24 protein-coding genes are annotated in these 23,972 nt (G+C 66.1%); 16 read left to right on the top strand and 8 right to left on the bottom strand.

The genetic code is table 11. The features are described from left to right. Positions 1-58 precede the first annotated feature (58 nt). Entirely contained in the window at positions 59-280 is a 222-nt protein-coding gene (locus HMPREF1316_RS04785) for a hypothetical protein (RefSeq protein ID WP_021725773.1), read from the top strand. 53 nt (positions 281-333) lie between these two features. On the opposite strand, the gene HMPREF1316_RS04780 is transcribed toward HMPREF1316_RS04785, so the two are convergent. The 5 genes from HMPREF1316_RS04780 to HMPREF1316_RS04760 form a co-directional block, all read right to left on the bottom strand. After that, positions 334-741: a LysR family transcriptional regulator substrate-binding protein gene (locus HMPREF1316_RS04780; protein ID WP_021725869.1), complete on the bottom strand. Its 408-nt coding sequence runs from the start codon at positions 739-741 to the stop codon at positions 334-336. Between the two features lie 3 nt (positions 742-744). Beyond that, positions 745-1,266, bottom strand: a complete 522-nt coding sequence (locus HMPREF1316_RS04775) for a LysR family transcriptional regulator (protein WP_021725883.1) — start codon at positions 1,264-1,266, stop codon at positions 745-747. Between the two features lie 238 nt (positions 1,267-1,504). Continuing rightward, positions 1,505-3,136: an NAD-dependent malic enzyme gene (locus tag HMPREF1316_RS04770; RefSeq protein WP_021725889.1), complete on the bottom strand. Its 1,632-nt coding sequence runs from the start codon at positions 3,134-3,136 to the stop codon at positions 1,505-1,507. A gap of 79 nt (positions 3,137-3,215) precedes the next feature. After that, the gene (locus tag HMPREF1316_RS04765; protein WP_021725794.1) at positions 3,216-4,661 is read right to left on the bottom strand and encodes a DASS family sodium-coupled anion symporter; all 1,446 of its coding nucleotides are present in this window, start codon (positions 4,659-4,661) and stop codon (positions 3,216-3,218) included. A gap of 307 nt (positions 4,662-4,968) precedes the next feature. Next, positions 4,969-5,151, bottom strand: a complete 183-nt coding sequence (locus HMPREF1316_RS04760) for an FmdB family zinc ribbon protein (protein WP_021725897.1) — start codon at positions 5,149-5,151, stop codon at positions 4,969-4,971. Positions 5,152-5,295: 144 nt separating this feature from the next. On the opposite strand from HMPREF1316_RS04760, the gene HMPREF1316_RS04755 reads away from it, so the two are divergent. Beyond that, positions 5,296-6,648, top strand: coding sequence for a thiamine diphosphokinase (locus HMPREF1316_RS04755; protein ID WP_021725863.1), 1,353 nt, complete (start codon positions 5,296-5,298; stop codon positions 6,646-6,648). Between the two features lie 146 nt (positions 6,649-6,794). Here the strand turns inward: HMPREF1316_RS04755 and rpmB are convergent, their stop codons facing one another. Then, positions 6,795-6,995: a 50S ribosomal protein L28 gene (gene rpmB, locus HMPREF1316_RS04750; protein WP_021725919.1), complete on the bottom strand. Its 201-nt coding sequence runs from the start codon at positions 6,993-6,995 to the stop codon at positions 6,795-6,797. A 262-nt stretch (positions 6,996-7,257) separates the two neighbouring features. Between rpmB and HMPREF1316_RS04745 the strand changes: the two genes are divergently transcribed. From HMPREF1316_RS04745 to coaD, 5 genes are all read left to right on the top strand, one after another. Continuing rightward, complete coding sequence (locus HMPREF1316_RS04745; RefSeq protein WP_021725837.1) at positions 7,258-7,605, top strand: Asp23/Gls24 family envelope stress response protein; 348 nt, start codon at positions 7,258-7,260, stop codon at positions 7,603-7,605. A gap of 77 nt (positions 7,606-7,682) precedes the next feature. Then, positions 7,683-9,344: a DAK2 domain-containing protein gene (locus HMPREF1316_RS04740; protein ID WP_021725868.1), complete on the top strand. Its 1,662-nt coding sequence runs from the start codon at positions 7,683-7,685 to the stop codon at positions 9,342-9,344. 17 nt (positions 9,345-9,361) lie between these two features. Next, positions 9,362-11,521 carry an ATP-dependent DNA helicase RecG gene (gene recG / locus HMPREF1316_RS04735; RefSeq protein WP_021725816.1) on the top strand — a complete coding sequence of 720 codons (2,160 nt, stop codon included), beginning with the start codon at positions 9,362-9,364 and terminating at the stop codon, positions 11,519-11,521. Between the two features lie 5 nt (positions 11,522-11,526). Beyond that, positions 11,527-12,102: a 16S rRNA (guanine(966)-N(2))-methyltransferase RsmD gene (gene rsmD, locus HMPREF1316_RS04730; RefSeq protein WP_040651475.1), complete on the top strand. Its 576-nt coding sequence runs from the start codon at positions 11,527-11,529 to the stop codon at positions 12,100-12,102. After that, on the top strand, positions 12,095-12,607 hold the full coding sequence (coaD, locus tag HMPREF1316_RS04725; RefSeq protein WP_021725825.1) for a pantetheine-phosphate adenylyltransferase: 513 nt from the start codon (positions 12,095-12,097) through the stop codon (positions 12,605-12,607). Before rsmD ends, coaD begins: the two co-directional genes overlap by 8 nt. Positions 12,608-12,657: 50 nt before the next feature. Here the strand turns inward: coaD and HMPREF1316_RS04720 are convergent, their stop codons facing one another. Both HMPREF1316_RS04720 and HMPREF1316_RS04715 read right to left on the bottom strand, forming a co-directional pair. Continuing rightward, the gene (locus HMPREF1316_RS04720) at positions 12,658-13,647 is read right to left on the bottom strand and encodes an inorganic phosphate transporter (protein ID WP_021725795.1); all 990 of its coding nucleotides are present in this window, start codon (positions 13,645-13,647) and stop codon (positions 12,658-12,660) included. After that, complete coding sequence (locus HMPREF1316_RS04715) at positions 13,640-14,266, bottom strand: DUF47 domain-containing protein (protein ID WP_021725843.1); 627 nt, start codon at positions 14,264-14,266, stop codon at positions 13,640-13,642. The genes HMPREF1316_RS04720 and HMPREF1316_RS04715 overlap by 8 nt, the downstream gene beginning before the upstream one ends. Before the next feature lie 241 nt (positions 14,267-14,507). Here HMPREF1316_RS04715 and HMPREF1316_RS04710 point away from each other — a divergent pair, with 241 nt between their 5' ends. From HMPREF1316_RS04710 to ffh, 9 genes are all read left to right on the top strand, one after another. After that, positions 14,508-15,005, top strand: coding sequence for a hypothetical protein (locus HMPREF1316_RS04710; RefSeq protein ID WP_021725781.1), 498 nt, complete (start codon positions 14,508-14,510; stop codon positions 15,003-15,005). A gap of 5 nt (positions 15,006-15,010) precedes the next feature. After that, on the top strand, positions 15,011-15,586 hold the full coding sequence (locus tag HMPREF1316_RS04705; RefSeq protein ID WP_021725840.1) for a YceD family protein: 576 nt from the start codon (positions 15,011-15,013) through the stop codon (positions 15,584-15,586). Positions 15,587-15,744: 158 nt separating this feature from the next. Next, positions 15,745-15,924: a 50S ribosomal protein L32 gene (gene rpmF / locus HMPREF1316_RS04700; protein WP_021725761.1), complete on the top strand. Its 180-nt coding sequence runs from the start codon at positions 15,745-15,747 to the stop codon at positions 15,922-15,924. A 103-nt stretch (positions 15,925-16,027) separates the two neighbouring features. After that, positions 16,028-17,026, top strand: coding sequence for a phosphate acyltransferase PlsX (gene plsX, locus HMPREF1316_RS04695; RefSeq protein ID WP_040651473.1), 999 nt, complete (start codon positions 16,028-16,030; stop codon positions 17,024-17,026). Positions 17,027-17,091: 65 nt separating this feature from the next. Further along, on the top strand, positions 17,092-17,331 hold the full coding sequence (locus HMPREF1316_RS04690; RefSeq protein ID WP_040651471.1) for an acyl carrier protein: 240 nt from the start codon (positions 17,092-17,094) through the stop codon (positions 17,329-17,331). Between the two features lie 7 nt (positions 17,332-17,338). Further along, entirely contained in the window at positions 17,339-18,109 is a 771-nt protein-coding gene (gene rnc / locus HMPREF1316_RS04685) for a ribonuclease III (RefSeq protein ID WP_021725888.1), read from the top strand. Continuing rightward, positions 18,091-21,621 (top strand): chromosome segregation protein SMC, encoded by a 3,531-nt coding sequence (gene smc / locus HMPREF1316_RS04680; RefSeq protein WP_021725767.1) that lies wholly within the window; start codon positions 18,091-18,093, stop codon positions 21,619-21,621. The genes rnc and smc overlap by 19 nt, the downstream gene beginning before the upstream one ends. Beyond that, a complete protein-coding gene (gene ftsY, locus HMPREF1316_RS04675; protein ID WP_021725804.1) occupies positions 21,621-22,526 on the top strand; it encodes a signal recognition particle-docking protein FtsY in 906 nt (301 codons plus the stop codon). Before smc ends, ftsY begins: the two co-directional genes overlap by 1 nt. 3 nt (positions 22,527-22,529) lie before the next feature. Then, on the top strand, positions 22,530-23,921 hold the full coding sequence (gene ffh, locus HMPREF1316_RS04670; RefSeq protein WP_021725896.1) for a signal recognition particle protein: 1,392 nt from the start codon (positions 22,530-22,532) through the stop codon (positions 23,919-23,921). Positions 23,922-23,972 lie beyond the last annotated feature (51 nt).

The following is a 23,972-nucleotide window of genomic DNA, read 5'->3' as shown; positions in this document are numbered from 1 at the left end:
ACGGGTGCTCGATGCGCCTCGCGGGTCGCCCTCGGGCTCCTGACAGAGCAGCGGCGCCATGCGGCGCGTATGTGCGATCTGCTGTGTGCGTCCCCTTCCCTGGGGACGGAGGCATTTCCTCGCAAGCGCTGCCGGCAGGGGCTTCGAGAGGGCGCCCCTGCCCCGTCTCGACACCGTGGTGGACGAGGACGCCGCCTCCACCGAAGGCTCGCTCTGCCTTGCCCAGCGGCGTGGAGGCCCCGACGCGCACTACCTTTCCCTGCTCGTGCGCACAGCCTAGCCCCGAGCCCCTGTAACGTCGGGTATCCGTACCGTGCCGCACGACTGTCCGCGCTACTCCACCCTGGGTAACGGTTCCCTCAGCAACTCCCTGATGGCGTTGATGCATGCGTCGTCGCGGTAGTAGGGGCGCGTCAGGTCCTGGAAGGCGTAGACGTTGAAGGAGGGGGCGCCCGTTCCCACGATGGGTGTCATGGTCACCTCGTGGTCGTTGTCGCCCAGCGAGACGGTGGACATGAAGCCGATGCCCACTTCGGCGGCGACAAGTGCCTTGAGCAGCGGCAGCTGGTCTATCTCGGCGACGATTCTGATGTCGCGCCCATACGCGTCGAAGAGGCGTTCGAGCGTCGTGCGCTGGAGGTAGTCACTGGTGAAGGTGACCAGGGGAAACTGGGGCAACCACTCGAGGGCCGCGGGCTCTATCGGCCTGCCGGTGAGGAATGGGTGTCCCGCTGGCGTCACGAATCAGAAGGGAAACGAACCCACCTTGCGGGCCCTGACGTTGGGAATCGTGGGAAACGAGCCGGTGCAGGCCACGACGCCGGCATCGAGCGCGTGACGCGAGATCTCGTGCAGCGTGCGGGAGGAGCCAAGGGACTGCACGACGAACTTGTTCTTGTGGTAGGTCCTCTGCAGCGTGACGATGGCACCCTTGTAGAAGCGAGACAGGAGAATGGGCGGTATGCCTAGATAGATGGTGCGACGCCCCTCCAGGTCATCGATCGTTCTGCGGGCCTTGCGGAGCTCCTCCACGATCCTCTCCGCATGCGCCTCGAAGATGTGGCCCGACCTTGTCAGCCTGATGCCGCCTGTCCCAAACGACTGCCGTTCGAAGAGCACGGTGCCCAGCGTCCGCTCCAGGCGCTTGACGGCGTGCGAGATGGTCGGTTGAGAGATACCAAAGGCCCGTGCCGCCTCGGTGAAGCTCCCCGTGCGCACTGCCTCCAAGAAGATCTCGATGTCGTGCAGGTTGTCGATTTCCGGCATGGCTTCTCACCAGCTCCCTGCCTGCATGGCCCAACGGTAGACCCTCGTCACTTAATGAGTGTTCATGAATCGGGGGGATGCACCGCACGTTCGCCCATCGGTCATCATGTCGTGCCGCCCATGGTCGCGAGATGCCCTGCGGGTCGTCCGTGATGCCTCGAGAGGCATGCCGTCACGCTTCCACGTGGCGGCATGGGGCATAGGACGGGTGACGTGGGTGGCTCGAGGCTGTCCGGGGCTAGTATCTTGGGTCCCAGGCGGCGTCAGCAATGGCCTGGTCGACGTCAGCCACCTCGATGCGGTTGAGTCCCTCCTCGATGGACTCGAGTGCGACGGCGCGTGCGACGGTGCGCGTGATCTTGGGAAGCTCGGCCATGGAAGGCAGTATTGCCGCGCCAGGGGTGTCGAGGTCGACCATGTCGGCGAGGGCCGACGCGCCGGCGAGGAGCATGCCGTCGCTCACGATCCTGGACCGGGGAATCAGGGCACCCAGGCAGAGCCCGGGATACATGAGGGCGTTGTTGCCCTGGCCGATGTGGTAGGTCTGCCCACCGTACTCGAAGGATGCCGAGGGCGTGCCCGTCACGACGAGGGCCCTGCCCGCGGTCCAGGTGACGACGTCCTTGGCGGTCGCCTCGGCGAGCTTGGTGGGGTTGGAGATGGGCGCGATGAGGGGACGGTCACACTGCGCCGCCATGTTCTTGCAGACCTGTTCGGTGAAGGCGCCGTGGACCGTGGAGGTTCCGATGAGCGCGGTGGGCGCTATGGCGTCCACGATGGCGGCGAGGTCATGGGTGTCCAGCCCCTGCGGGAACTCGGACGCCCCGTGCGCATAGAGCCGCTGGCCGTCGGTGAGGCCGTCCATGCCCTTGAGGATGAGTCCCTGGCGGTCGACCAGGTAGATGCGGCTGCGGGCCTCCTCGAGGCTCAGGCCACCGAGATGCACGAGCCCATCGACGATCTGGTCGTCGATGCCGATGCCGGCGGTGCCCGCGCCGAAGGTGACGACCTTGGTGTCGGCAAGCTCCCGCGCGGCCACCTTCGTCGCGGCGATGAGCGCGCCGAGCACCGTGACGCCCGTCCCCTGGATGTCGTCGTTGATGGTCAGGATCTTGTCGCGGTACCGCTCGAGGATGGGTGCCGCGCAGGGGCGGCCGAAGTCTTCCCAGTGCATGAGGGCATCGGGGTAGAGCCCGAGGGAGACGTCCACGAACCGCTGGATGAAGTCGTCGTAGCGCCGTCCCCGCACGCGCTCGAACCGGTTGCCCATGTAGCGTGGGTCATCGAGCAGCTCCCTGCGGTTGGTGCCCACGTCCACCATGACGGGCAGGATCTGGGCCGGGTCTATGGAGGCGGCCGCTGTGTAGACGGCGAGCTTCCCCGTCAGAATCTCCGCACCGTTGGCACCCCAGTCGCCGATGCCCAGGATGCCCTCGGCATCGGTGGCGACCACCAGGCGGATGTCGGTGCGCTCCCCTGCGAAGGCCCTCAGGGACCGCTCGATCTCCTCGGGATGGTCGATGGAGATGTAGGCGACCTTCGAGCCGAAGTAGTGGTCGCTGTAGCCCTCGATGGACTGTGCCACCGTGGGCGCATAGACGATGGGCATGTACTCGGTGAGGTGCTTGGACATGCTGTAGAAGAACAGACGGGCGTTGTCGTCGCGGACGCTCATGAGGTACATGCGCCGTGCGAGGTCGGTGGGCTGCGCGAGGAAGCGCTCGTACACCATGGCCTCCTGCTGGTCGATGGTCAGCACGGCCGCGGGCAGAAGCCCCGTGAGGCCAAGCTCCTCACGCTCATCGGGCGTGAAGGCGCATCCCTTGTTGAGCAGCGAATCGTCGAGTACCGCAAAGCCTTGCTTGGTCATGACATGCTCCTATCCCCTAGGTGTTGCAGCCGAGAGCCGAACGTCGTGGTGCTTGGGCAGCGCCCTCCCGTCGGGACGGTTACCAGAGGCCAATGATATGCCACCAGCCGAGACCCACGGTGAGCCATGTCGCAAGCATGACCACGCCGCAGACGGCGCCGATCCTGAAGTACTCGGGGGTGGTGAGGTAGCCTGCGCCAAAGATGAGCGCCGCGGGTCCGGAGGCGTAGTGGGTCATCGCACCCATGAGCGCCGAGGCGGCACCGAGCATGAGGGCGGCCAGCAGGGAAGGGACGCCCGCCGCGATGGCCACGGTCAGGAAGAGCGTGTAGAGGGCGCTGATCTGGGAGAGCTCGGATGCGAACAGGTAGTGGAGCACGAAGTAGAAGATGGTGAGCAGGACGAGAACGACGGGCCACGACATCCCCTCGATGCCGCCTGCCAGAAAGCCACCGATCCAACTGATGACGCCGAGCGTGTTGAGCTGCGATGCCATCCCAATCAGGATGCCGAAGAAGATCAGCGTCTGCCAGGCGGACTTGTTGGCGGCCATGTCCTTCCAGTCGATGACGTGGGTCACGAGCAGGATTGAGACCCCGAGGAACGCGACGGTGACGGCAGCCATGTCGAGCGTGGAGCCCAGGCACCAGAGCACGAGCATAGCCAGGAAGGTCATTCCCATGATGCGCTCCTGGACACTCATCCTGCCCATGCTCCTCTGCTCCTGGATGGCGTTCTGCCGTGCCTCGGGTGTGTCCTTGAGGGTGGGCGGGAAGATCGCGTGCACGACGCGGGGGAGGAGGGCAAGGGCGACGAGGCCGGGGACGATCCCGCCGAGCGCCCAGGTGACCCAGTCCAGCGTGATGCCCTGCTCGGCCGCCAGGCCCATGCAGATGGGGCCGCCGGCCATGGCCGTGAGGAACATCGCGGAGGTCACGGCGTTGACGTTGTTGGCGGTCGCGCACAGATAGGCACCGATGCGCTTGCGCGACGCATCGCCGCCCTCGGGTGTGGAGTCCTGCAGCTTGCCGATGGAGGTGATGATGGGGAAGAGCACACCCCCCAGGCGTGCCGTGTTCGAGGGCATGGCGGGCGAGAGGATGAGGTCGGTGACGGCCAGGCCATAGGCCGTGCCCAGTGACGATCCCCCGAGCTTGGAGAGGAACCAGATCGCGATGCGCCGACCCAGTCCCGTCTTGACGAAGCCCTGGGCGATGAAGTATGCGGCGACGATGAGCCACACCGACCCGCTGCCGAGACCGGAGAAGGCCTCCTTGGTGCTCATCGATCCGGTCGCCATAGCCAGCGCGAGTCCTATGATCGCGACGGCGGACGTGGGCAACGGCTGCAGGATGAGCGCCAGTATCGTCCCGATGAAGATGCCGAGCATGTGCATGCCACGCGGGTCGACCCCAGCGGGAACGGGGAGGAAGAAGAGGATGAGACCAAGGGCGACGCACACGATGCCCTTGATGAGGCCCGTGCGTCCCGTGCCCGTCGACCATCTGCCTGCCGTACCAGTCATATGCACCCCTTTCCGAGGGAGGCGGCTGCCGTGTGCCGCCCGATTGCCTATGACTATCAGCCTGGTCGATCGATCCCACAAATATTGATTCGTTATGCCCCCATAAAGATGCCTGCGACCGTCCTGTGGCTCGGCGCGAGCGGTAGGGTGGGGCAGAGGATTTCCCGTGAAAGGGAACGATGGGCTGGCGAGCGGTCATGTCCGGCGCAACGCCGTCGGGGACTCGGCCCGACGTCCTCGGGCTCCCGGGGATGCGATCGTGGCCGTGCCTTGCCGAGGCTCTGCCGGTGCGGCTGCGCGCAGCCTGTCACTTGCTCTTCTGGTCGGTGTTGTAGAAGCCAGGGCCCGAGAGCACGATGTCGGAGGGCACGATCGTGAGCTCGGCCTCGTTCCCGCAGTCGGGACAGGTCGCCGTGGGATGTATGCCCATGGGCCTCTCGACCTCGAACCGCTTGCCGCACGTCGTGCACCGGTAGTCGTACAGAGCCATCGAACCAGTCTCCCTTGCCTGTCGCATCCGCCTGTTCCGTAGCCACTGTACCCGTTGTGCCTCGTGGGTGGGTGGTCGATGGCGCCCACCATGCTGCTATCATATTCGGCGTCCGAGAGATGACGAGGTCAAGGTGGTACTGCCGTGCGCATAGAGGGTGCGATATTCGATCTGGACGGGACCATCGTCGACTCCATGGACGTGTGGCATGACGTCACCGTCGAACTGCTGCGGCAGGAGGGCGTCCCCGACGAGGAGGCCGTCTTTGACAGGACGGAGCCCGAGCCAGTGGAGATCATGTGCCGTCACTTCCACGACGTGTACGGGGCGCCCGATTCCGCCGAGGTGATGCAGGAGAGGCTGCTCGCCTGCGTGCGCGATGCCTACCGCACCTCCGTACACCTGTATCCGGAGTGCGAGCGCTTCCTGCGGGAGCTCGAGGCGGCGGGCGTGAGGCTCTGCGTCGCATCCGCCACAAGCGTCCCTGAGGTGACGGCCGCCCTTGTGGCCCAGGGCATCGATGACCTCTTTGAGTTCGTCATCAGTGCCGATGAGGTGGGGGTGGGCAAGGAGGAGCCGGACATCTACCTCGAGGCCTGCCGTCGCCTGGGGACGCCCCTGGGAGCGAGTTGGGTCTTTGAGGACTCGCCGGTTGGCCTTGCGTCCGCCCATGCGGCGGGCCTTCCCACGGTCTGCGTCTTCGACGACGGCGGCACCCGCAGCCTGGTGGCATCGTCCGCCCCTGCGGACATCCTCGTGCATGGGTATGGCGAGCTGTCACTGTCGCTGCTCGAGGACTACGAGAGGCCCGCTGCCAGGCCAAGGGGCGTCACGCGTGTGCTGGTGGTGGATGGGTCACCCCAGCCCAGCAGCCCCGAGCTCGTGCGGCGCCTGGCGGGGGAGAGCGACTACGTCATCGCCGTCGATCGCGGCGCGCAGACGCTGCGGGCGGCGGGGGGGACGCCCGATGCGTTCTGTGGCGATGCCGACTCCGTGGCGCCCGAGACGGGTGCGTGGGCGCGGAACGCCGCACGGCGCATCATCGAGTTTCCCAGGGACAAGTACGCGACCGACCTCGCCCTGTCCCTGGACTGCGCACGTCACGAGGCCGCACGACGGGGTACGGCGCTCATGCTCACGCTCACCTGTGCCTCGGGGGGTCGGCCCGACCACGCCCTGGCCGTGCTGGGGCAGCTTGCCTGCCTGGCGCGCGAGAGACATGCGTCCGTGAGGCTTGTGGAGGATGGCTTCGAGTGCCGCGTGCTGCGTGCGGGGGGATGCGACCGCTGGCGGCTGGATGCGACTGCGCGGGGCAGGACGCTCTCTGCCATTGCCCTGGAACCGGACAGCATGCTCTCGGAGCGGGGGCTCAAGTGGGAGCTTGACCAGCGGGAGCTGCCGCCTTTGGGCGATGAGGGCGTCTCGAACGTCGTGACCTCCGCTGCGGCCGAGGTCGTGTGCCACGCGGGCACGTTGGCGGTGTTCCTGCTCGCATAGCGGCATACGGATGCGGGAGAGCCGTGGACGCTCATGGAACCCGCAGGCTCTCCCCCGGTTCGCGTCCCTGCGAGCTGATGAGGTCCGCCAGACCCACCAAAAGGGGAGCCCGAAGGCTCCCCCGATCGAGCTATGGGGGAAGACGCCTACGCCTGCTGGGCGCTGCGGGCGACGGTGCCCTTCTTGAGGCAGCGGGCGCAGACGTTCCTCTTGACGACGCGACCGTTCTCATACACGGTGACGCGCTGGATGTTAGGCTTGAACGTACGGTTGACGGTGCGGTGGGAGTGACTCACGGAACGACCGGCAACGGCGTGCTTGCCGCAGATATCACAGACCTTCGACATGTTACGACCTCCAAAGGGCGACGCGCGGGGCGCCCGCAATTTCCAAAGCTGCGCAACTATAGCACAGCCAGGGGGATCCTCGAATGCGCAACGCGAGTTGGTGTGTTGGTTTTGTAGGTAGGACGGCGGGCGGCGTGGCCTGCGGGGCGTCCGAGAGGGGCAAAGTCGACCTCTTCTCGCCGTGCCCTGCACATTGGTGGGCTATGATACATGGCGTATGTACCGGCTGAGCACGCTGTCAGCCCGGCGAGAGGAGAACTGTATGGCTCAGGACATTCCCGGAAGCCTCAAGGTATCCAACGACGTCATTGCCGATCTCGTGGGGTTCGCCGCCCTTGAATGCTATGGCGTCGTGGGCATGGCGTTGGGGGATCAGGTGGAGGGCGCCTATCGCCTGCTTCCCACCTATCGCCTGCGCAAGGGCATCGACGTCTCCACGCAGGAGGGCAGGGTCGTGGTCGACCTGCATGTCATCGTGGTCTCTGGCGTCAACATAACCTCCGTGGCGGATAACCTCGTGAGCGCGGTGCAGTTTGTGCTTGCACGAATTGCCGAGCTCACGGATGTCGATGTGCGTGTCCATATCGAGGGCATGCGTTCCGTTAGCTAGCCGACGGGCTCTGCAGGGGCACAGAGCGTCCCTTGTCCGAGCAACACCACCCCAAGGAACCGAGGATCTCACCCATCATGATTGCTAACTCCATTCGCGCGTGCTTCCCCGCGGCGGCGCAGGTCGTGGCCGATAAGGCAGACGAGATCAACAAGCTCAACGTCTTTCCCGTGCCCGATGGCGACACGGGCACCAACATGTCACTCACGCTGGGCACCGTGGTGAAGGAGATTCAGTCCCTTCCCGAGGGCGCATCCATGGCCGCTGTGGCCAAGGCCATCACGCATGGGTCGCTCATGGGGGCGCGTGGCAACTCCGGCGTCATCACGAGCCAGATCCTGCGGGGCATCGCCGAGGGGCTCGTAGGCGCAAAGGGTCCCGATGCGACGGCGGCGGACATCGCCGCTGCGCTGCGCACGGGGGTGAAGGTCGCCTTCAAGGCCGTGCGCAAGCCGGTCGAGGGTACCATCCTCACCGTGCTCAAGGATGTCTCCGCCCGTGCCGATCAGATGGAGAAGGCCAAGGCGACGCCCGCCGAGGCGCTCGACGCCATCGTGACGGAGGCCTACGAGTCCGTCGCACGCACGCCCGACCTGCTGCCCGTCCTCAAGGAGAATGGCGTGGTGGACTCCGGCGCCTATGGCCTGGCGGTCTTCATCGAGGCCTTCGTGAACGCCTTCGAGGGCAAGTCCGGCGAGCTCACCGACTTCAAGACCACCGTAGAGGCGGGTGGCGCCAAGGCGCATGTGGCCGATGTGGTGGACATAGAGATCAATGACGATTGGGAGGGTTCGGAGTACCGCTACTGCACCGAGTTCCTCTTCCGTGCGGACAGCCCCCAGTTTGACGAGGAGGCTTGCCTCAAGTTCTTCACGACCATGGGCGACTGCGAGCTCTTGGTGGGCACCAATCCCGATTACAAGTGCCACGTGCACACCAACCGCCCCGACCGCGTGCTGCGCCACATGCTGCACCATGGCCAGGTCTACAACGTGTTCGTGCACAACATGGACATCGAGGCGCAGGAGCGCACGGAGTCCATCCGCGAGGACAAGGCATCCGATGGGCCCCAGAAGGAGCTGGGCTTCGTGGCCGTCGCCGCTGGTTCCGGCGAGGCGGACATCCTCACGTCGCTGGGTGTCGACGTCATCGTCTCCGGTGGCCAGACCATGAACCCCTCCACGGCGGACATCGTGGACGCCGTTCACAGGGCACATGCCAGGTCCGTCATCGTGTTGCCTGACAACGGCAACATCCGCATGGCGGCAGAGGCCGCCGTCTCCGCATGTGATGACGTTCGGGTGGGTGTGGTTCCCACCAAGACGGTGCCCCAGGGCTTTGCCGCCATGTTTGCGGCGGACGTGGAGGCGAGCCTGGAGGACAACATCGAGGCCATGGGCGAGGCCATCAAGGAGGTACGCGATGGCGAGGTGACCACGGCCGTGCGTGATTCCTCGGCGGTCGACGGCAGTCCCATCCACGTCGGTGATGTCATGGGCATCGAGGGTGGTGCCATCCAGGTCGTCGGCTCCGACGTGCAGCAGGTGACGCTCGACCTCATCAATCGCATGCAGGATGACGAGGAGGGTGACACCCTCACCATCCTCGCGGGCGCCGACATGGGCGACGAGGCCTTCTCCGTTCTGTTGGCCGCCATCGAGCAGGCGCAGCCCGACCTCGAGATCGACTCCCACCGTGGCGAGCAACCGCTGTACCCGGTGGTCTTCTCGATCGAGTAGGTCTGTGGGCACGTCCCGTGAGGCAGGGGCCAACCATATCCGAGGTCGCCGAGCGCCTGCATCGGACGACCTCGCTTGCACAGAGCTCGTCGATGCTCCGCTACGTGCGCGGCACGCGCGCGGAGGCGCTTGGGCGCATGGGGCTCACGCGCGTGCGCGACGTGCTGCTCAACGTGCCCCATCGCTACCTGGACTTCTCCAGCGTCGTGGACATCGCCCATGCCGACGTGGGATCAAAGGCAACCATCATCGCCACGGTCGATCGGGTCAAGCTCAAGCGTCCGCGGCCCCGCATGCAGGTCGTGGAGGTCTTCGTGCTTGACCAGACGGGGGTCATGCAGGTGACCTTCTTCCGTCAGCCGTGGATTGCCGACCAGCTTAAGCGGGGGGACCTCCTTGCGCTCTCGGGCAAGGTTACGTTCTCCTATGGCTTCAAGGAGATGAGGGCGCCGTTCATGGAGTGTCTGGGTGGGAAGGACGATTCCTCCTCCTATGCGCGCATCCTCCCGGTGCATCCTACGACCGAGGGCGTGAGCGCCGCGTGGATGCGACGTATCGTCTCGGCGGCCGTCGCCGAGCACGCAGACGTGTGCGATGTCCTGCCCGCGCGCCTTGTGGCGCGCCGCCGCCTCATGACGCTCGCACGCGCCCTGCGCGAGGTGCATTTTCCCAGGACCATGGCCCTTAAGGACGAGGCCCGCCGTCGCCTCGCCTATGATGAGCTCGTCTGCCTGCAGCTGGCGCTCATGACGCGCCAGAGTCTGGAGCAGCGTGGCATCACGCCGACGAGCCATGTGACGGATGGCGCTCATGTGCGGGCGTTGCGCGCCGCCCTGCCCTTCGCGCTCACGGACGAGCAGCGCCAGGCGGAAGACGAGATCCTGGCGGACATGGCGGCTCCCCACCCCATGAACCGGCTCCTTTTGGGGGACGTAGGCACGGGCAAGACGGCCGTGGCCGCCGTGGCGCTCGCCGCAGCGGCCGACACCGGCTCCCAAGCTGCCATGATGGCTCCCACCTCGGTGCTGGCGGCACAGTATGCCGAACGTCTCGGCCCCCTGCTGGATGCGGCAGGCGTCACCTGGGCACTCGTGACGGGCTCGACGCCCGAGGGGAAGCGGGCGCGGATCGAGGTGGACATCGCCGCCGGGAGGACGAGCGTCGTCTTCGGCACCACGGCGATCCTCTCGGATGCGCTCGCGTTTGCGCGCCTGAGCCTCGTCGTCATCGACGAGCAGCATCGCTTTGGCGTTGACCAGCGAGCGGCCCTCAGGCACAAGGGCGCTGGCGCGGACCTTTTGGCCATGACGGCCACGCCCATCCCGCGCACGATGGCCCTCACGTTCTATGGCGACATGAGCTGCTCGCGCATCGTGCACCGACCCAACCCCGGCGCAGGCGTGAGCACCACCTGCATTGCCCCCGAGAACCTCGACCTTGCCTACGGCGCCATCCGCGAGGCGCACGAGCAGGGAAGACAGGCCTATGTGATCTGCCCCCTCGTCGATGACGACGATGACGGAACGGGGCTCGACGACGTCCCCGATGCGTCGCTCTCCCATGCACGCACCCTTCACTCCGCCGTTGCCACCCAGCGGCAGCTGAGACGTACGCTTGCGGGCCTGTGCGTGGGGCTGCTGCACGGACGGCTCCCCGCTGCGGACAAGGACGCCATCATGTGCGACTTCCGTGCGGGGGCGATAGACGTGCTGGTCTGCACGACCGTCGTCGAAGTGGGTGTGGACGTGCCCAATGCCACCGTCATGCTCGTGTTCGACGCCGATCGCTTTGGCCTGGCCACCCTGCACCAGCTGCGCGGCCGCGTGGGCAGGGGGGATCAGGCGGGGCGGGTGTTCCTCTCCTGTGCAGCCAGGCGGGACACGCCCGCCCGCAGGCGCCTTGCGGCACTCGAGGCGACGAGCGATGGCTTCGAGCTTGCGGAGCTCGACCTCAAGATCCGTCACGAGGGGGAGGTGCTGGGGTACCGCCAAAGTGGCGGCGTCTCGCTGCGCATCGCCGACCTTGCCGAGGATGGCGACCTCATCGCCTGGGCACACGAGGATGCCGCCGCCATCGTGGAGCATGACCCCACCCTGCGCGAGGACGAGCATGTGGCCCTCTCCCTTGAGGTGCAGGATCGCTTTGGCGCCTACTTCGAGGAGGTCGAGCGGACGTGATCAGGATGCGCATCGTGGGGGGCGCATGGCGTGGTCGGGCCATCGCGGCCCCCGAGGGCAGGCATACGCGCCCCACCACGGAGCGCATGCGCGAGTCGCTCGCCTCCATGGTACTCTCGGCCTGTGGACTCGACCTCTCGGGCCTGCGAGTCCTGGACGCCTTTGCGGGCTCGGGCGCCGTAGGCCTCGAGCTGCTCTCGCGCGGGGCCGCACGCTGCACCTTTGTGGAGCGCGATCGCAGGGCGGCCAACGTCGTGCGCTCGAACGCGCGCTCCCTCGGTGCGCTCGACGTTGCCACGATCGTCTGTGCGGACGTCACACGACTGGCGTCGGGGCCCATCGAGGGCGGTCCCTTTGCGCTTGTGGTGCTCGATCCGCCCTATGCCGTGGATGCGGATGTGGTCTCGCGGCTCGTGGGGGATCTCGTGCAGGCGGGCGCACTCACGGGGCGTGCCCTCGTGGCCTATGAGCACGAGGGCACGCGCCCGGGCCTCAGTCTGCCGGGGTTCTCGGTGCTGAGGGAACGGACGCATGGCATCACCGCCGTCACGCTGTTTCACAGGAAGGAAGCGCATGAGTGAGGAACTGATCGGTCATGTGGTGGTTCCGGGCACGTTTGATCCCGTGACGCTGGGGCACCTCGATGTCATCGCGCGCTCGAGGCGCATGTTTCCCAAGGTGACGGTTGCCGTTGCGGAATCGGTCGCCAAGCATGGCACGGGTACGGCCTTCTCGCTCGACGAGCGGGTGGGGCTCGTGCGTCGCTCCGTGCGCGAGGTGGGCATCGAGAGCGGCATCCAGGTGATTCCCTTTGGTGGCCTGCTCGTGGACCTGTGCCGCACGCTCGATGTGGGCGGCGTGGTCAAGGGCCTGCGCGCCATGACCGACTTCGAGTACGAGCTTCAGCAGGCCGACCTCAACTATCACCTGGCGCCCGACATCGAGTCCATCTTCGTGATGAGCAACCCGAGATATGGGTATGTCTCGTCCTCCATCGTGCGCGAGCTGGCGTCCATGGGTGGCGACGTGTCCTTCCTCGTCACGGACTGCGTCCGCGAGACGCTCATGGCACACTATGGCAGATAGTGCAGGGCCTAGGATGGACGAACGTGGTGGGCCCATCCATCGTGTCTGTCCTAGGCATGCAGGACGATGAATGCCACCGCGGCGCCGAGCAGCATGGTGGCGGGAAGCGTCACGAACCACGCCCGTACGATGCTCTTGGCGAGGCCCCAGTGGACCTTCTTGAAGCCCTTCGCCGCACCCGAGCCCATGACGGCCGTGGTCACCACCTGCGTGGTGGAGACAGGCGCGGCCAGCGCCGTCATGACCTGGATGGCGATGGCGCTCGACGTCTGAGAGACAAAGCCCATGACGGGCTCCAGCCTGGTGACGCCGCTGCCCACGGTCTTCATGATGCGCCGCCCACCGATGGCTGTGCCCAGGGCCATCGTAGTCGCGCAGAACACCTTTGCCCACAGGGGCACACCGGCTCCCCCGGGCAGCATGCCCACGCCGATGAGCGCCATCGTGATGATGCCCATCGTCTTCTGGGCGTCGTTGGAACCATGGCTGAAGGCCATGAACAGGCTCGAGACGATCTGCAGCTGGTGGAAGAGCGTGGTCGTATGGTGGCAGGTCCAGTTGGCGAAGAGCTCGAAGACGACCTTCATGAGGAAAAATCCCAGCACCAGACCGATAAGGGGCGAGGTGAAGAGGGGGATGACGACCTTCTCGAGGACGCCGTCCCACATCACGTGCTCCGTGGTGCCCGTGTAGATGATGGTCGCGCCGATGAGCGAGCCGATGAGGGCATGGCTCGAGCTTGAGGGGATGGAGAGCCACCAGGTGAGGAGATCCCACATGATGGCGCCGATGAGTGCGGCAAGAATGACCGAGAGGTCGAGGCTCACGTTCACCAGGCCATGTGCGATCGTCATGGCCACACCCTCGTGCGTGAGGGCGCCCAGGAAGTTCATGGCGGCGCTCGCGAGGATGGCGACGCGGGGCGTGAGGGCCCTGGTGTAGACGGTGGTCGCGATGGCATTGGCCGTGTCGTGGAAGCCGTTGATGAACTCGAAGACGAGCGCCGTCAGCACGACACCGATAAGCAGTGCGTTAGGCATTTTTCAGCACCACATCGCTCACGATGGTGGACACGAGCTTGATGGCGTCTATGGTGTCCTCCATGTGGTTGAATATGGTGTTCCACTTGAGCAGGTGGGTGGCGGGGGCGTCATTCTCGTTGTACAGGCGGGCGATGGCATCGTGGTAGACATCGTCAGCCTGGTCCTCGATCTCGTGAATCCTGTGGGTCTGCTCCATCACGACGGGATCCCTCTTGAAGTTGGAGAGGTGCGCGAACATCTTTCGGAGCTCTGTGGTGCCCTGGTCGGTGAGGCGTGCGAGCTCGACGGCCTCAGGGCGCATGGACCCGACGTGGAAGATCTCGAGGCGGCGGGAGATGTTCTCCATGCCGTCCACCACGTCATCCATCTTGAGCGCGAGCTCGTTGATGTCCTCGCGGTCGAACGGGGTGATGAATGACTCATAGAGCCTGGTGAGCAGGTTGTGCACCTTGTCGTCACACTCGGTCTCGATGTCCTTCATGGCACGGATCCTCTCGACGCCATCGGGGTAGGATTCGAATATGTCAAGGTATGCCTTGCCGGATCGGTCGAGCTCGGCGCAGAGGTCCTCGAGCAGGGAGTAGAAGAGGTCTTCCTTCTTGCGTACGCGACTCATGGCAGTCCCTTCGTGTTGGGAACCTTGCTATCCGATGGCCCTTTGTTGCAACACGCATATAGTACGTCAAGGAAGATGATGGAAAGGCCAAATCGAGTCAGGAAGGTATCCAGTTGCGCTTTTTGGGTGCTCTTGGTGGGAGAGGGGCTCTCAACGCTATTCTGCTAAAATGCAGTGAAATGAGCACCGCCGTGCCGCGTGGCACGACTCTTGGGTCTTTGGAAGACGAAAGGAGCCCTGCATGCAGCCGGGTGAGGAAATCGAGAGCTTGCTCGATGAGCTCGAACAGGTCGTGAGTGAAGGCAAGACCCCCCTGACCGGCGGTGGCCAGAAGCGGATCGTCGATGCCCAGGAGATCTATGAGATCCTCGATGAGGTGCGCAGTCGCTTCCCCCAGGAGTTCGCCGATGCCCGTCGCATCGTCAAGGAGGAGGGCGAGACCCTCGAGCGTGCCCAGCAGCAGGCAGACTCCATCATTGCCGACGCCCAGCAGCAGGCCATGATTCTCGCCGGCGATCAGGAGGTCGTGCGCCTCGCCCAGCAGAAGGCGGATGACGTGCGCGACCAGGCTCAGCAGTATGAGCGTGACACCCGCTATAACGCGGAGGAATATGCCGACACCGTGCTCGCTCACCTGGAGGACAATCTCAAGTCGCTCACCAACTCCGTCACGCGCGTGCGCCAGACGCTCGACGAGAACGCTGGCTCCCGCAACGATTCCAACAACGTCCCCTGGTAGCAGGCGTGCGGCAGGTTCTCACGATCATAGATGACCGTCTCGCCGACGCAGGTGGCTGTGTGCCCCTTAAGGGGCACGGTGACGAGCACGCCTATGTGTTGGGTGAGAAGGAGTTCTCGCTTCCCGACGGATTCGACTTCGACCTCATGCTCACCAATGCGGGCGATGGCATCCTGGCGACGGGCATCGTGTGCGCCCATGTGCTGAGCACCTGTGACCGCTGCCTGGACGAGGCGTCATTCGACATCGCGGGCGAGGTGGATGAGTACTATCTCTTCAAGGCGCCCGATGATGGTGTCGAACTGGGCGATGACGAGGATGAGGTGGACTTCTCCCTGGTGGGGGATGACCATACCATCGACCTCACGGATGCCCTCGCCTCCGCCATCCTCATGGAGACGCCCTTTGTGGTGCTGTGTCATGAGGGCTGCAAGGGGCTGTGTCCCATCTGTGGAGCCAACCTCAACCACACCGATTGTAGCCACGCTGCCCAGGTGGAGGCACGGCGCGAACGGGAGCGGATGGAATCGAGCCCCTTTGCGGCGCTCAGGGACCTCAGGCTGGAGGGGGAGGATACGTAGTGCCTGCCGCCCGTACGTGTTCCCTTCTCGTGTATTTGCGTGAAGATTGGGGTCTCGATGGCCCGACCCAGGACGCGTGGTATAGTTATCGCCTGTGTGTTTGATGGAATGATCGCCCGTATCCGCAGGGGCGTGCATGAGGGTAAGAGAGGTACAAGATGGCAGTTCCCAAGCAGAAGAAGGGCCGCGGCGCCACGCACACGCGCCGCTCCGCCAACGGCACGCTCGCCGCATCGGCACGCTCCGTGTGCCCCCGGTGCGGAGCACCCAAGCTTCCGCACCATGTGTGTCCCAGCTGCGGCTATTACAAGGATCGTGAGGTCGTTGTCACCGAGTAGCCCCAACAGCGCATGAGGCCTGGGGGACCGGCTCCGTTGGGGGTCGGTCTCCCTTTGTGTTTGGACGACCCGGGCTCGAGCCAGAAGGGTGGGGATGATCCGCATGAGTTGCATTTGTGTCGATGCCATGGGCGGCGACGAGAGGCCCGAGGTGGTGCTCGCCGGCATCGAGGCCGCCCTTGCCGAAAGCGACGATCTGAGCGTTCTGGTGGTGGGCGACGAGGACGTGGTCGTACCCTTCTGCGCCCACCACGAGCGAACCCGTGCGCTGGTGAGCACCGAGGTCATCGCCATGGACGAGCATCCCACCAACGCCGTGCGCTCCAAGAGGGACTCCAGCATCGTGCGGGGCCTGGCGGCCGTGCGCACGGGCGAGGCGGACGGCTTCTTCTCCGCTGGCTCGACGGGTGCCATCTTTGCTGCGGCCAGTCTGGGTGTCGGTCGCACCAAGGGCGTCAAGCGTGCGTGCATCGCCACGGCCGTGCCGGGCATCATGGGCAGGAGCACCGTGTTTCTGGACATGGGCGCCAACGCTGACGTGCGCCCGGACATGATGGTGCAGTTTGCCCATATGGGACGTGCCTATGCGCGCACCGTTTTGGGTGTGGGCGACCCCACGGTTGCCCTGCTCTCCAATGGTGCAGAGGAGACCAAGGGCTCCCAGGCCGCCCTTGCCGAGCACGAGGCGCTCGCCGCCGCTTCCGGCGACGCCGGCTGGTTCGTTGGCAACTGCGAGGGCACGGACCTGCTTGCCGGCCGCTTTGACGTCATCGTGACGGACGGCTTCTCGGGCAACATCGCCCTCAAGTCCGTGGAGGGCTGTGCCAAGTTCATCGTGAGCCAGCTCAGGGAGATCGCCGCATCCTCCCCGCGCTACGCCACAGGCGCCTGGCTGCTCAAGCCCGGCCTCAAGGGGCTCGTCTCCAAGCTCTCGGGTGACCAGTATGGTGGGGCCATGCTGTTGGGCCTCAAGGCGCCCGTGCTCATTGGCCATGGCGCCACGTCCCCCGAGGCCGTCAAGAACGGCGTCCTGGCCGCCCAGAGGGCCTGCGCCGCCAAGCTCGTGGAGCGTCTCGCCGCCGAGGTGCAGGCGGAGCCGTAACGCGTCAATTGCTACAATCAGAGGGATGGGATTTGTCCTGGAGGACGAGATGGGAGATGGTGTGCATGTCCCATGAGGAGCTGCTCGACAGGGTGCTCGACCTGGTGGCAGACGAGCTGGAGTGCGATCGCTCGGAGCTTACGACCGCGACCGAGTTCAAGGAGCTGGGCGCCGACTCCTTCGACCTGCTTGAGCTGGTGACCACCTTCGAGGAGGAGTTTGGCACACGGCTGGGCAACGGGGACCTCACAGGCATCGCCACCATCGGGGATGCGGTCGTGGCTATCGAGCGTTCACAGGGGTAGGGCATACATGAAGATAGCCGCGCACATCACGGCCGTAGAGAAGATCGTGGGCCATACGTTCTCCAATCGCGAGCTCCTGGAGCACGCCCTCACCCACCCCTCCGCCGTGGAAGGCCGGTCCGTCTCGGCCTCCTACGAGCGCCTCGAGTTCCTCGGCGACTCCATCCTCGGGGCCATCATCGCCACCGAGGTGTTCGAGCGCTTCCCCACCATGGACGAGGGCGAGCTCACGCGCCTCAAGATCTCGCTCGTGTCGGGCAAGACCCTGAGCGAGGCCGCCCAGGACCTCGGCATCGGCGAGCACATCATCCTGGGCGAGTCGGAGCGGGGCACGGGTGCCCGTGGGATGCACTCCGCGCTCGAGAACGTCTACGAGTCCATCGTGGGGGCGCTCTACCTCGACGGGGGCTATGAGGCGGCGCACAGGTTCGTCATGCGCACGCTCGCAGCGCGCATCACCCCCACGCTGGCCAGGCGCCCCGTCTCGCCCAAGTCGCGCCTGCAGGAGGTCACGCAGCGCGACGCCCACTGCGCTCCCGAGTATCGCCTGGTGGGTGAGGAGGGTCCGGCGCACAGCCCCACGTTCACGTCCGTGGTGCTCGTGGGTGGGAGGCGCATGGGCAGGGGCTCCGGGTCCTCCAAGAAGGAGGCCGAAACCGAGGCCGCGTGCGACGCGCTCGAGCGCCTCGCTGCCGAGGGGCCCTTGGCAGCCACGGACGCTGACGCGGACGCGTCTCGGGCTAGGATGCGGGGGATGCGTTGTATCTCAAGTCGCTGACGCTCAAGGGCTTCAAGTCGTTTGCCGATCGTACGGTCATGTCATTCGATTCCGGCCTCAACGTGGTGGTGGGCCCCAACGGCTCGGGCAAGTCCAACATCTCCGATGCTATCCTGTGGGTCCTGGGGGAGCAGAGCGCCAAGATGCTGCGCGGACAGGCCATGGAGGACGTCATCTTCTCGGGCTCCTCGGGCCGCTCTGCCGTCGCCCTCGCCGAGGTCACGCTCACGCTCGACAACGCCGACCACATCATTCCCATCGACTTCGCCGAGATCGCCATCACGCGCAGGATGTATCGCTCGGGCGAGTCCGAGTACCTCATCAACGGCTCGCCGAGCCGCCTGCGTGACATCACGGACATCCTGCACGACTCCGGTCTCGGCAAGGACACCCACTCCATCATCAGCCAGGGCAAGCTCGACTCCATCCTGGCCAGCCGCCCCGAGGAGCGCCGGGAGCTCATCGAGGAGGCGGCCGGCATCTCCAAGCACCGCCGCCGCAAGGAGCGCTCCGAGCGCAAGCTCAAGGCCATGCATGACAACCTCCTGCGCGCCAAGGACATCGAGCGTGAGATACACCGCCAGCTGAGGCCCCTGGAGCGCCAGGTGGACAAGGCCAAGCGCCAGCGTGCCGTCTCCGACGAGCTCGATCGGCTCGCACGCATCCTTGCGGTGGACGACCTGCGTCGCCTCCAGGAGCACTACGGCGTGCTGGAGGAGCGCGCACGCGAGGCCGACGCCGCCATAGAGCTCGCGCAGTTCCGCCTGGACGAGAGGACGGCGGACCTCAACAGGTATCAGGCCCTCCTCGAGGAGAAGGGCATCTTCGTGGGGGATCTCGGCGAGCAGCGCCGTCGCCTCTCCGACCAGCTGGGCCGCATGGACTCGGACATGCGCCTCTTGGAGGAGAAGGGCAAGAACATGCTCTCCCGCCTCTCGGACCTCAGGATGAGCCTCTCCAACATGGAGCGCACGCGTCGCGCCACACGGCAGGAGCACGAACGCGTGGGTACGGAGCTTGAGGAGGCCAAGGGCGAGGACGGGGAGCTGCGCCGACAGGTCGAGGAGCTGGAGCCCAAGGTCCGTGCGGCAACGGAGCGCCGCCGTACGCTGGGGGGCCACCTCTCGCGCCTGACGGACGAGCAGCGTAGGCTGCAGCGCACGGCCGACCAGGAGACCCTGGCCTATGCCAAGCTCCAGGACCAGATCTCCAATGCCGAGGTCGAGGACCGCATGTTCGAGAGCCGTCTCGCCCAGATAGAGGACGGCGAGCGCACGACCCGAGAGGCGCTCGAGGCCCGCGCGGCCGATCGCGAGCGCCTGGGGCGCGAGCTTGAGGTCGCACGGACGTCAGCGGAACGTGCGCACGAGGGCATACGACGCCTGCAGGGGAAGCTGACGGGATGTCGCGCACGGCAGGATGCGGCACGCGAGTCGCTCGCGCGTGCCCGGGCGACGCTCTCGGCCCTCAAGGCCATGGACGAGCAGGCAGAGGGTGCCAACAGGCTGGCGGCGCGCCTCGCCAAGGATAGCCCCGAGCTGGTCTCGGCACGCGTCGCGGACCTGATCGACGTACCAGAGGGGCTGGATGCCACCGTCGAGGCGCTTCTTGGCTCCGATGTGGGCGCGCTCGTGTCTCCCACTGCGAAGGGCGTCCATGCGCTCGTTCACGCCGCGCTGTCCTCACACGAGCGCGGCCGTGCGACCGTCGTCTCCCAGGAGGTTATGGGGGCGGCTGGGTCCAAGGGTGCGGGGGAGTCGCTCGTGGGGCTCCTGGGCGCCCGTGAGGGCGATGACAGCCTCGTCTCCTCGCTCTTCGCGGGGGTGCGCCTGGTGGGCACTGTGGGCGAGGCCCTTGCGGCACATGCCCGTGAGCCTCAGGCCACCTACGCCACCCGCGATGGCGTGGTGGTGTGGCCGGACGGCCGTACGAGCGTGGGCTTCGCAAGCGGCGTTGAGCAGGGCATGCTTGAGCGGAAGCGTCGCATCCGCCGCATGACCAAGGGCATGGCCGCGCTCGAGGCGGCGCTCAGGGCGGCCAGCGAGGAGCTTGCTCGCAGCGAGCGCGAGCTCTCCGAGGCGCGCGACGCACACGCTGGGGCGCAGGGGGAGGTGGCACGCCTCACGGGCGAGGTCTCCTCGGCGACGTCCGAGGTCACGCGCCTGAGGGCCCAGATAGACCAGGCGGCGTCCGAGCGTGCCCAGGTGGAGGGCAGCCGCGTTGCCGCAGGGGAGCGGATGGCGCAGGCCCGCCATGACATTGCGGGGCGCAAGGCTGCGGCCGACGAGGCGGCGCACAGGGCGGAGGCGTTGTCGGACGAGCTGGAGCGTGTCTCCCGCGAGCGCTCTGAGGCGTCACGGGAGGAGGGTTCCCTCGAGTCCAAGCTCTCGGACGCCAAGCTCAAGCTGGCCACCGTGTCGGAGCGCAGGAGTCACCTCGTCCGGCGCGAGGAGGAGCTCGCACGCCAGCTCGAGCAGGCCGACCGTCGCATCGACGAGGCCGTGAGCTCCGCCGGCCCCCTGGACGTGCTGCGCCTGCGCATCGATCCGCTGCATAGGCGCTACGAGGGCGTGCGCGAGCGGGCACTGGCATGGGCGGCGCGCCTCAAGGACCGTGCGTCGCTCGCCGAGGCGGACTCCGATTCCCTCAAGAGGACCATCGGCGACGCCCGTGCGGCGGTCGATGCCGCCTCCCAGGAGCTGGAGCGTGCGCGTGGCCAGGCGAGCGAGGTCAAGGTGGCCAAGGGACGCCTTGAGGTGCAGGTTGAGAACGCCATCACCAAGATCACCGACACGGGTGCCATCCTCGAGGAGGCCCTTGGGCTCCCCGCCCCCGATGACCGTGACGCCATGGTGCGCGACGTGGAGCGCCTGGAGGCGGAGCTCGCCGACATCGGCCCCGTCAACGAGGTGGCCATGAGCGAGTACGACCGGCTCAGGCGACGCGCCGACTTCATCGGCGGGCAAGTGGAGGACCTCGAGCGTGCCCGCGCCTCCCTCAAAAGGATCATCACGGCCATCGAGCGCAAGATGCGCAGGCGGTTCGTGGTGGTGTTCGACAAGGTCAACGCCAACTTCTCGGAGATATTCTCGCTCCTGTTCCCCGGTGGTACCGCCCGTCTCGAGCTCCTTGACCCCGACCACCTCGACGAGACGGGCATCGAGATCCAGGCGCAGCCACGCGGCAAGCGGATCCAGAAGATGACGCTCATGAGCGGTGGCGAGAAGTCGCTGACGGCGCTTGCCCTGCTCTTTGCCGTGTATCGGACACGTACGGTGCCGTTCTACGTGTTCGATGAGGTGGAGGCGGCGCTCGACGACTCCAACCTCTCCAAGCTCCTCGATGCCATCGAGGAGCTCAAGAAGACGACGCAGCTCGTCGTGATCTCCCACCAGAGGCGCACGATGGAGCAGGCCGATGTCCTGTATGGTGTGTCCATGCAGGCGGATGGCGTAAGCCACGTGGTGAGCCAGCGGCTCGATCACGCGACGGGAAGGGTGGTTGATGCCTGATGGGTCTTGGTGACAGGCTGCGGGCGGGTCTCTCCCGCTCGCGCGAGGCGCTCTCGGAGATCTTCTATATGGGTGGCGAGGTCGACGAGGACTTCTGGGAGGACCTCGAGGATCGTCTGGTGATGGGTGACATGGGCGCGGAGGTTGCCTTCCAGGTGGGCAACGACCTGCGCGAGCAGGCCGCCCGCGAGAGCCTGCGCACGGCACCACAGCTCAAGCGCGCCCTGGCGCAGCGCCTGGCACAGGTCTTTCCCGCCTGCGAGCGGGACCCCTTCGAGGACACGCCCTCCTGCGTGCTCTTCGTGGGCATCAATGGTGCCGGCAAGACGACGACGGTGGGCAAGCTTGCCCATGTCGCGCGTGGCGAGGGCAAGCGCTGCCTCATCGGGGGTGCGGACACCTTCCGCGCTGCGGCGATCGAGCAGCTCGAGGTATGGGGGGAGCGCTCCGGCGTGCCCGTCGTCACCCGTGAGCGCGGGGCCGACCCCGCGAGCGTGTGCTATGACGCCTGCGAGCGCGCGGAGCGCGAGGGTGCGGACCTCGTGCTCGTGGATACGGCGGGGCGCCTGCATACGAGTCCCGAGCTCATGCGCGAGCTTGCCAAGGTGGTCGGCGTCACGCGCAGGCGCTCCACCATGCCGGTCTCGGTGGTGCTGGTCATCGATGCCAATACGGGGCAGAATGGCCTTGCTCAGGCCAAGGAGTTCAACGGGGCCCTCGATGTGGATGGCCTCATCGTGACCAAGCTCGACGGTACCGCCAAGGGGGGCATCGTGGTCGCCATCGCACACAACATGGGCCTGCCCATCTACCGCATTGGCGTGGGTGAGGGCCTGGAGGACCTCCAGTCCTTCGATGCGCGCGCCTTCTGCGGTGCGCTCGTGGGCGTGGACGAAGGGAAGTAGCGCATGTTCGACAGTCTCTCAGACCGCCTCCAAGCGACGTTCGATTCCCTCAGGGGCAAGGGGCGCCTCACGGAGGACGACATCAACCATGCCATGCGTGAGATCCGCCTGGCCCTGCTTGAGGCGGACGTCAACTACCGCGTGGTCAAGGCGTTCGTGGCCACCTGCAAGGAGCGGTGCATGACCGCCGAGGTCCTGGACTCCCTCTCTCCGGCACAGAACGTGGTCGCCATCGTGCTCGACCAGCTGACGGAGCTCCTCGGCACGAGCGATTCCGGCCTCGTCCTCGCCCAGAACCGCATCCCCAACGTCATCATGCTCGTGGGCCTGCAGGGCTCGGGCAAGACGACGGCGGCGGCCAAGCTTGCCTACCTGCTCAAGAAGCAGGGAAGGAGCCCGCTTCTGGCCGCCTGCGACACGCATCGTCCCGCCGCCGCCGACCAGCTCGCCACGCTTGGCGGCGAGATCGGCGTTGCCGTCTATCGTGGCGACGGCACGGATGCCGTCAAGGTTGCGCAGGGCGCCATACAGGAGGCCGTCGATCACCTCAACGACATCGTGATCGTGGACACGGCCGGCCGCCTTCAGGTGGATGAGGAGATGATGCGGGAGGCCGTCGACATCAAGCAGGCGGTCAAGCCCGATCAGATCCTCATGGTCGTGGATGCGATGGGCGGCCAGGACGTGGTCAACGTGGTCACGGAGTTCGCCAGGCGGGTGGACTTCGACGGCGTCGTCATGTCCAAGCTCGACGGCGACGCGCGGGGTGGCGGCGCGCTTTCCGTACGCAAGGTCACCGGCAAGCCCATCAAGTTCGTCTCGATGGGCGAGAAGCCCGACTCGCTGGAGCCCTTCCATCCCGACCGTATGGCCAAGCGCATCCTGGGTATGGGTGATGTCTATGGCATCATCGAGCAGGCCCAGAAGATGGCGGCCGACGAGAGGCAGGCCGCCGACGCCGAGCGCATGCTGCGCGAGGGATTCGACATGAACGACTACCTCTCCCAGCTCCAGCAGGTGCGCAAGATGGGTGGCGTCAAGAAGATGGTCGGCATGCTGCCTGGTGGCGATCGCATCATGCGCCAGGCCGGCGGCACCATGGACGAGTCCCAGCTCGGCCGCATCGAGGCCATCATCCGCTCCATGACGGCGGAGGAGCGCCTCAGGCCCAAGCTGATCAATGGCCAGCGCCGTCGCCGCATTGCGGCGGGCTCCGGTCGCACCGTGCAGGAGGTCAACCTGCTCCTCAAGCAGTGGGGCGAGATGAACAAGATGATGGGCAAGATGCGACAGATGATGGGCTCGCCCTCCAAGCAGTCCATGCGTCAGATGCGCACCATGATGCGCAACCTCGGCATGGGCGGGGGCATGTCAGGCGGAAGGATGCCCTTCTAGCAACTGCGTGCAGGCGGGATGCGGTCAGAGGGTCCTGCGAGGCGCTGTCTC

Source organism: Olsenella profusa F0195, assembly GCF_000468755.1.
GTDB lineage: Bacteria > Actinomycetota > Coriobacteriia > Coriobacteriales > Atopobiaceae > Olsenella_F > Olsenella_F profusa.
This window is presented reverse-complemented; position numbering and strand designations above follow the sequence as displayed.

Excerpts from the sequence above, each read along its gene's own strand:
- HMPREF1316_RS04710 (WP_021725781.1), top strand. The coding sequence starts at position 14,508 with ATGCAGCCGGGTGAGGAAATCGAGAGCTTGCTCGATGAGCTCGAACAG.
- HMPREF1316_RS04765 (WP_021725794.1), bottom strand. The coding sequence starts at position 4,661 with ATGACTGGTACGGCAGGCAGATGGTCGACGGGCACGGGACGCACGGGC.
- HMPREF1316_RS04745 (WP_021725837.1), top strand. The coding sequence starts at position 7,258 with ATGGCTCAGGACATTCCCGGAAGCCTCAAGGTATCCAACGACGTCATT.
- ftsY (WP_021725804.1), top strand. The coding sequence starts at position 21,621 with ATGGGTCTTGGTGACAGGCTGCGGGCGGGTCTCTCCCGCTCGCGCGAG.
- rpmB (WP_021725919.1), bottom strand. The coding sequence starts at position 6,995 with ATGTCGAAGGTCTGTGATATCTGCGGCAAGCACGCCGTTGCCGGTCGT.
- rpmF (WP_021725761.1), top strand. The coding sequence starts at position 15,745 with ATGGCAGTTCCCAAGCAGAAGAAGGGCCGCGGCGCCACGCACACGCGC.
- HMPREF1316_RS04785 (WP_021725773.1), top strand. The coding sequence starts at position 59 with ATGCGGCGCGTATGTGCGATCTGCTGTGTGCGTCCCCTTCCCTGGGGA.
- rnc (WP_021725888.1), top strand. The coding sequence starts at position 17,339 with ATGAAGATAGCCGCGCACATCACGGCCGTAGAGAAGATCGTGGGCCAT.
- HMPREF1316_RS04720 (WP_021725795.1), bottom strand. The coding sequence starts at position 13,647 with ATGCCTAACGCACTGCTTATCGGTGTCGTGCTGACGGCGCTCGTCTTC.
- ffh (WP_021725896.1), top strand. The coding sequence starts at position 22,530 with ATGTTCGACAGTCTCTCAGACCGCCTCCAAGCGACGTTCGATTCCCTC.
- HMPREF1316_RS04740 (WP_021725868.1), top strand. The coding sequence starts at position 7,683 with ATGATTGCTAACTCCATTCGCGCGTGCTTCCCCGCGGCGGCGCAGGTC.
- HMPREF1316_RS04775 (WP_021725883.1), bottom strand. The coding sequence starts at position 1,266 with ATGCCGGAAATCGACAACCTGCACGACATCGAGATCTTCTTGGAGGCA.
- HMPREF1316_RS04760 (WP_021725897.1), bottom strand. The coding sequence starts at position 5,151 with ATGGCTCTGTACGACTACCGGTGCACGACGTGCGGCAAGCGGTTCGAG.
- HMPREF1316_RS04690 (WP_040651471.1), top strand. The coding sequence starts at position 17,092 with ATGTCCCATGAGGAGCTGCTCGACAGGGTGCTCGACCTGGTGGCAGAC.
- plsX (WP_040651473.1), top strand. The coding sequence starts at position 16,028 with ATGAGTTGCATTTGTGTCGATGCCATGGGCGGCGACGAGAGGCCCGAG.
- HMPREF1316_RS04715 (WP_021725843.1), bottom strand. The coding sequence starts at position 14,266 with ATGAGTCGCGTACGCAAGAAGGAAGACCTCTTCTACTCCCTGCTCGAG.
- coaD (WP_021725825.1), top strand. The coding sequence starts at position 12,095 with ATGAGTGAGGAACTGATCGGTCATGTGGTGGTTCCGGGCACGTTTGAT.
- rsmD (WP_040651475.1), top strand. The coding sequence starts at position 11,527 with ATGCGCATCGTGGGGGGCGCATGGCGTGGTCGGGCCATCGCGGCCCCC.
- HMPREF1316_RS04770 (WP_021725889.1), bottom strand. The coding sequence starts at position 3,136 with ATGACCAAGCAAGGCTTTGCGGTACTCGACGATTCGCTGCTCAACAAG.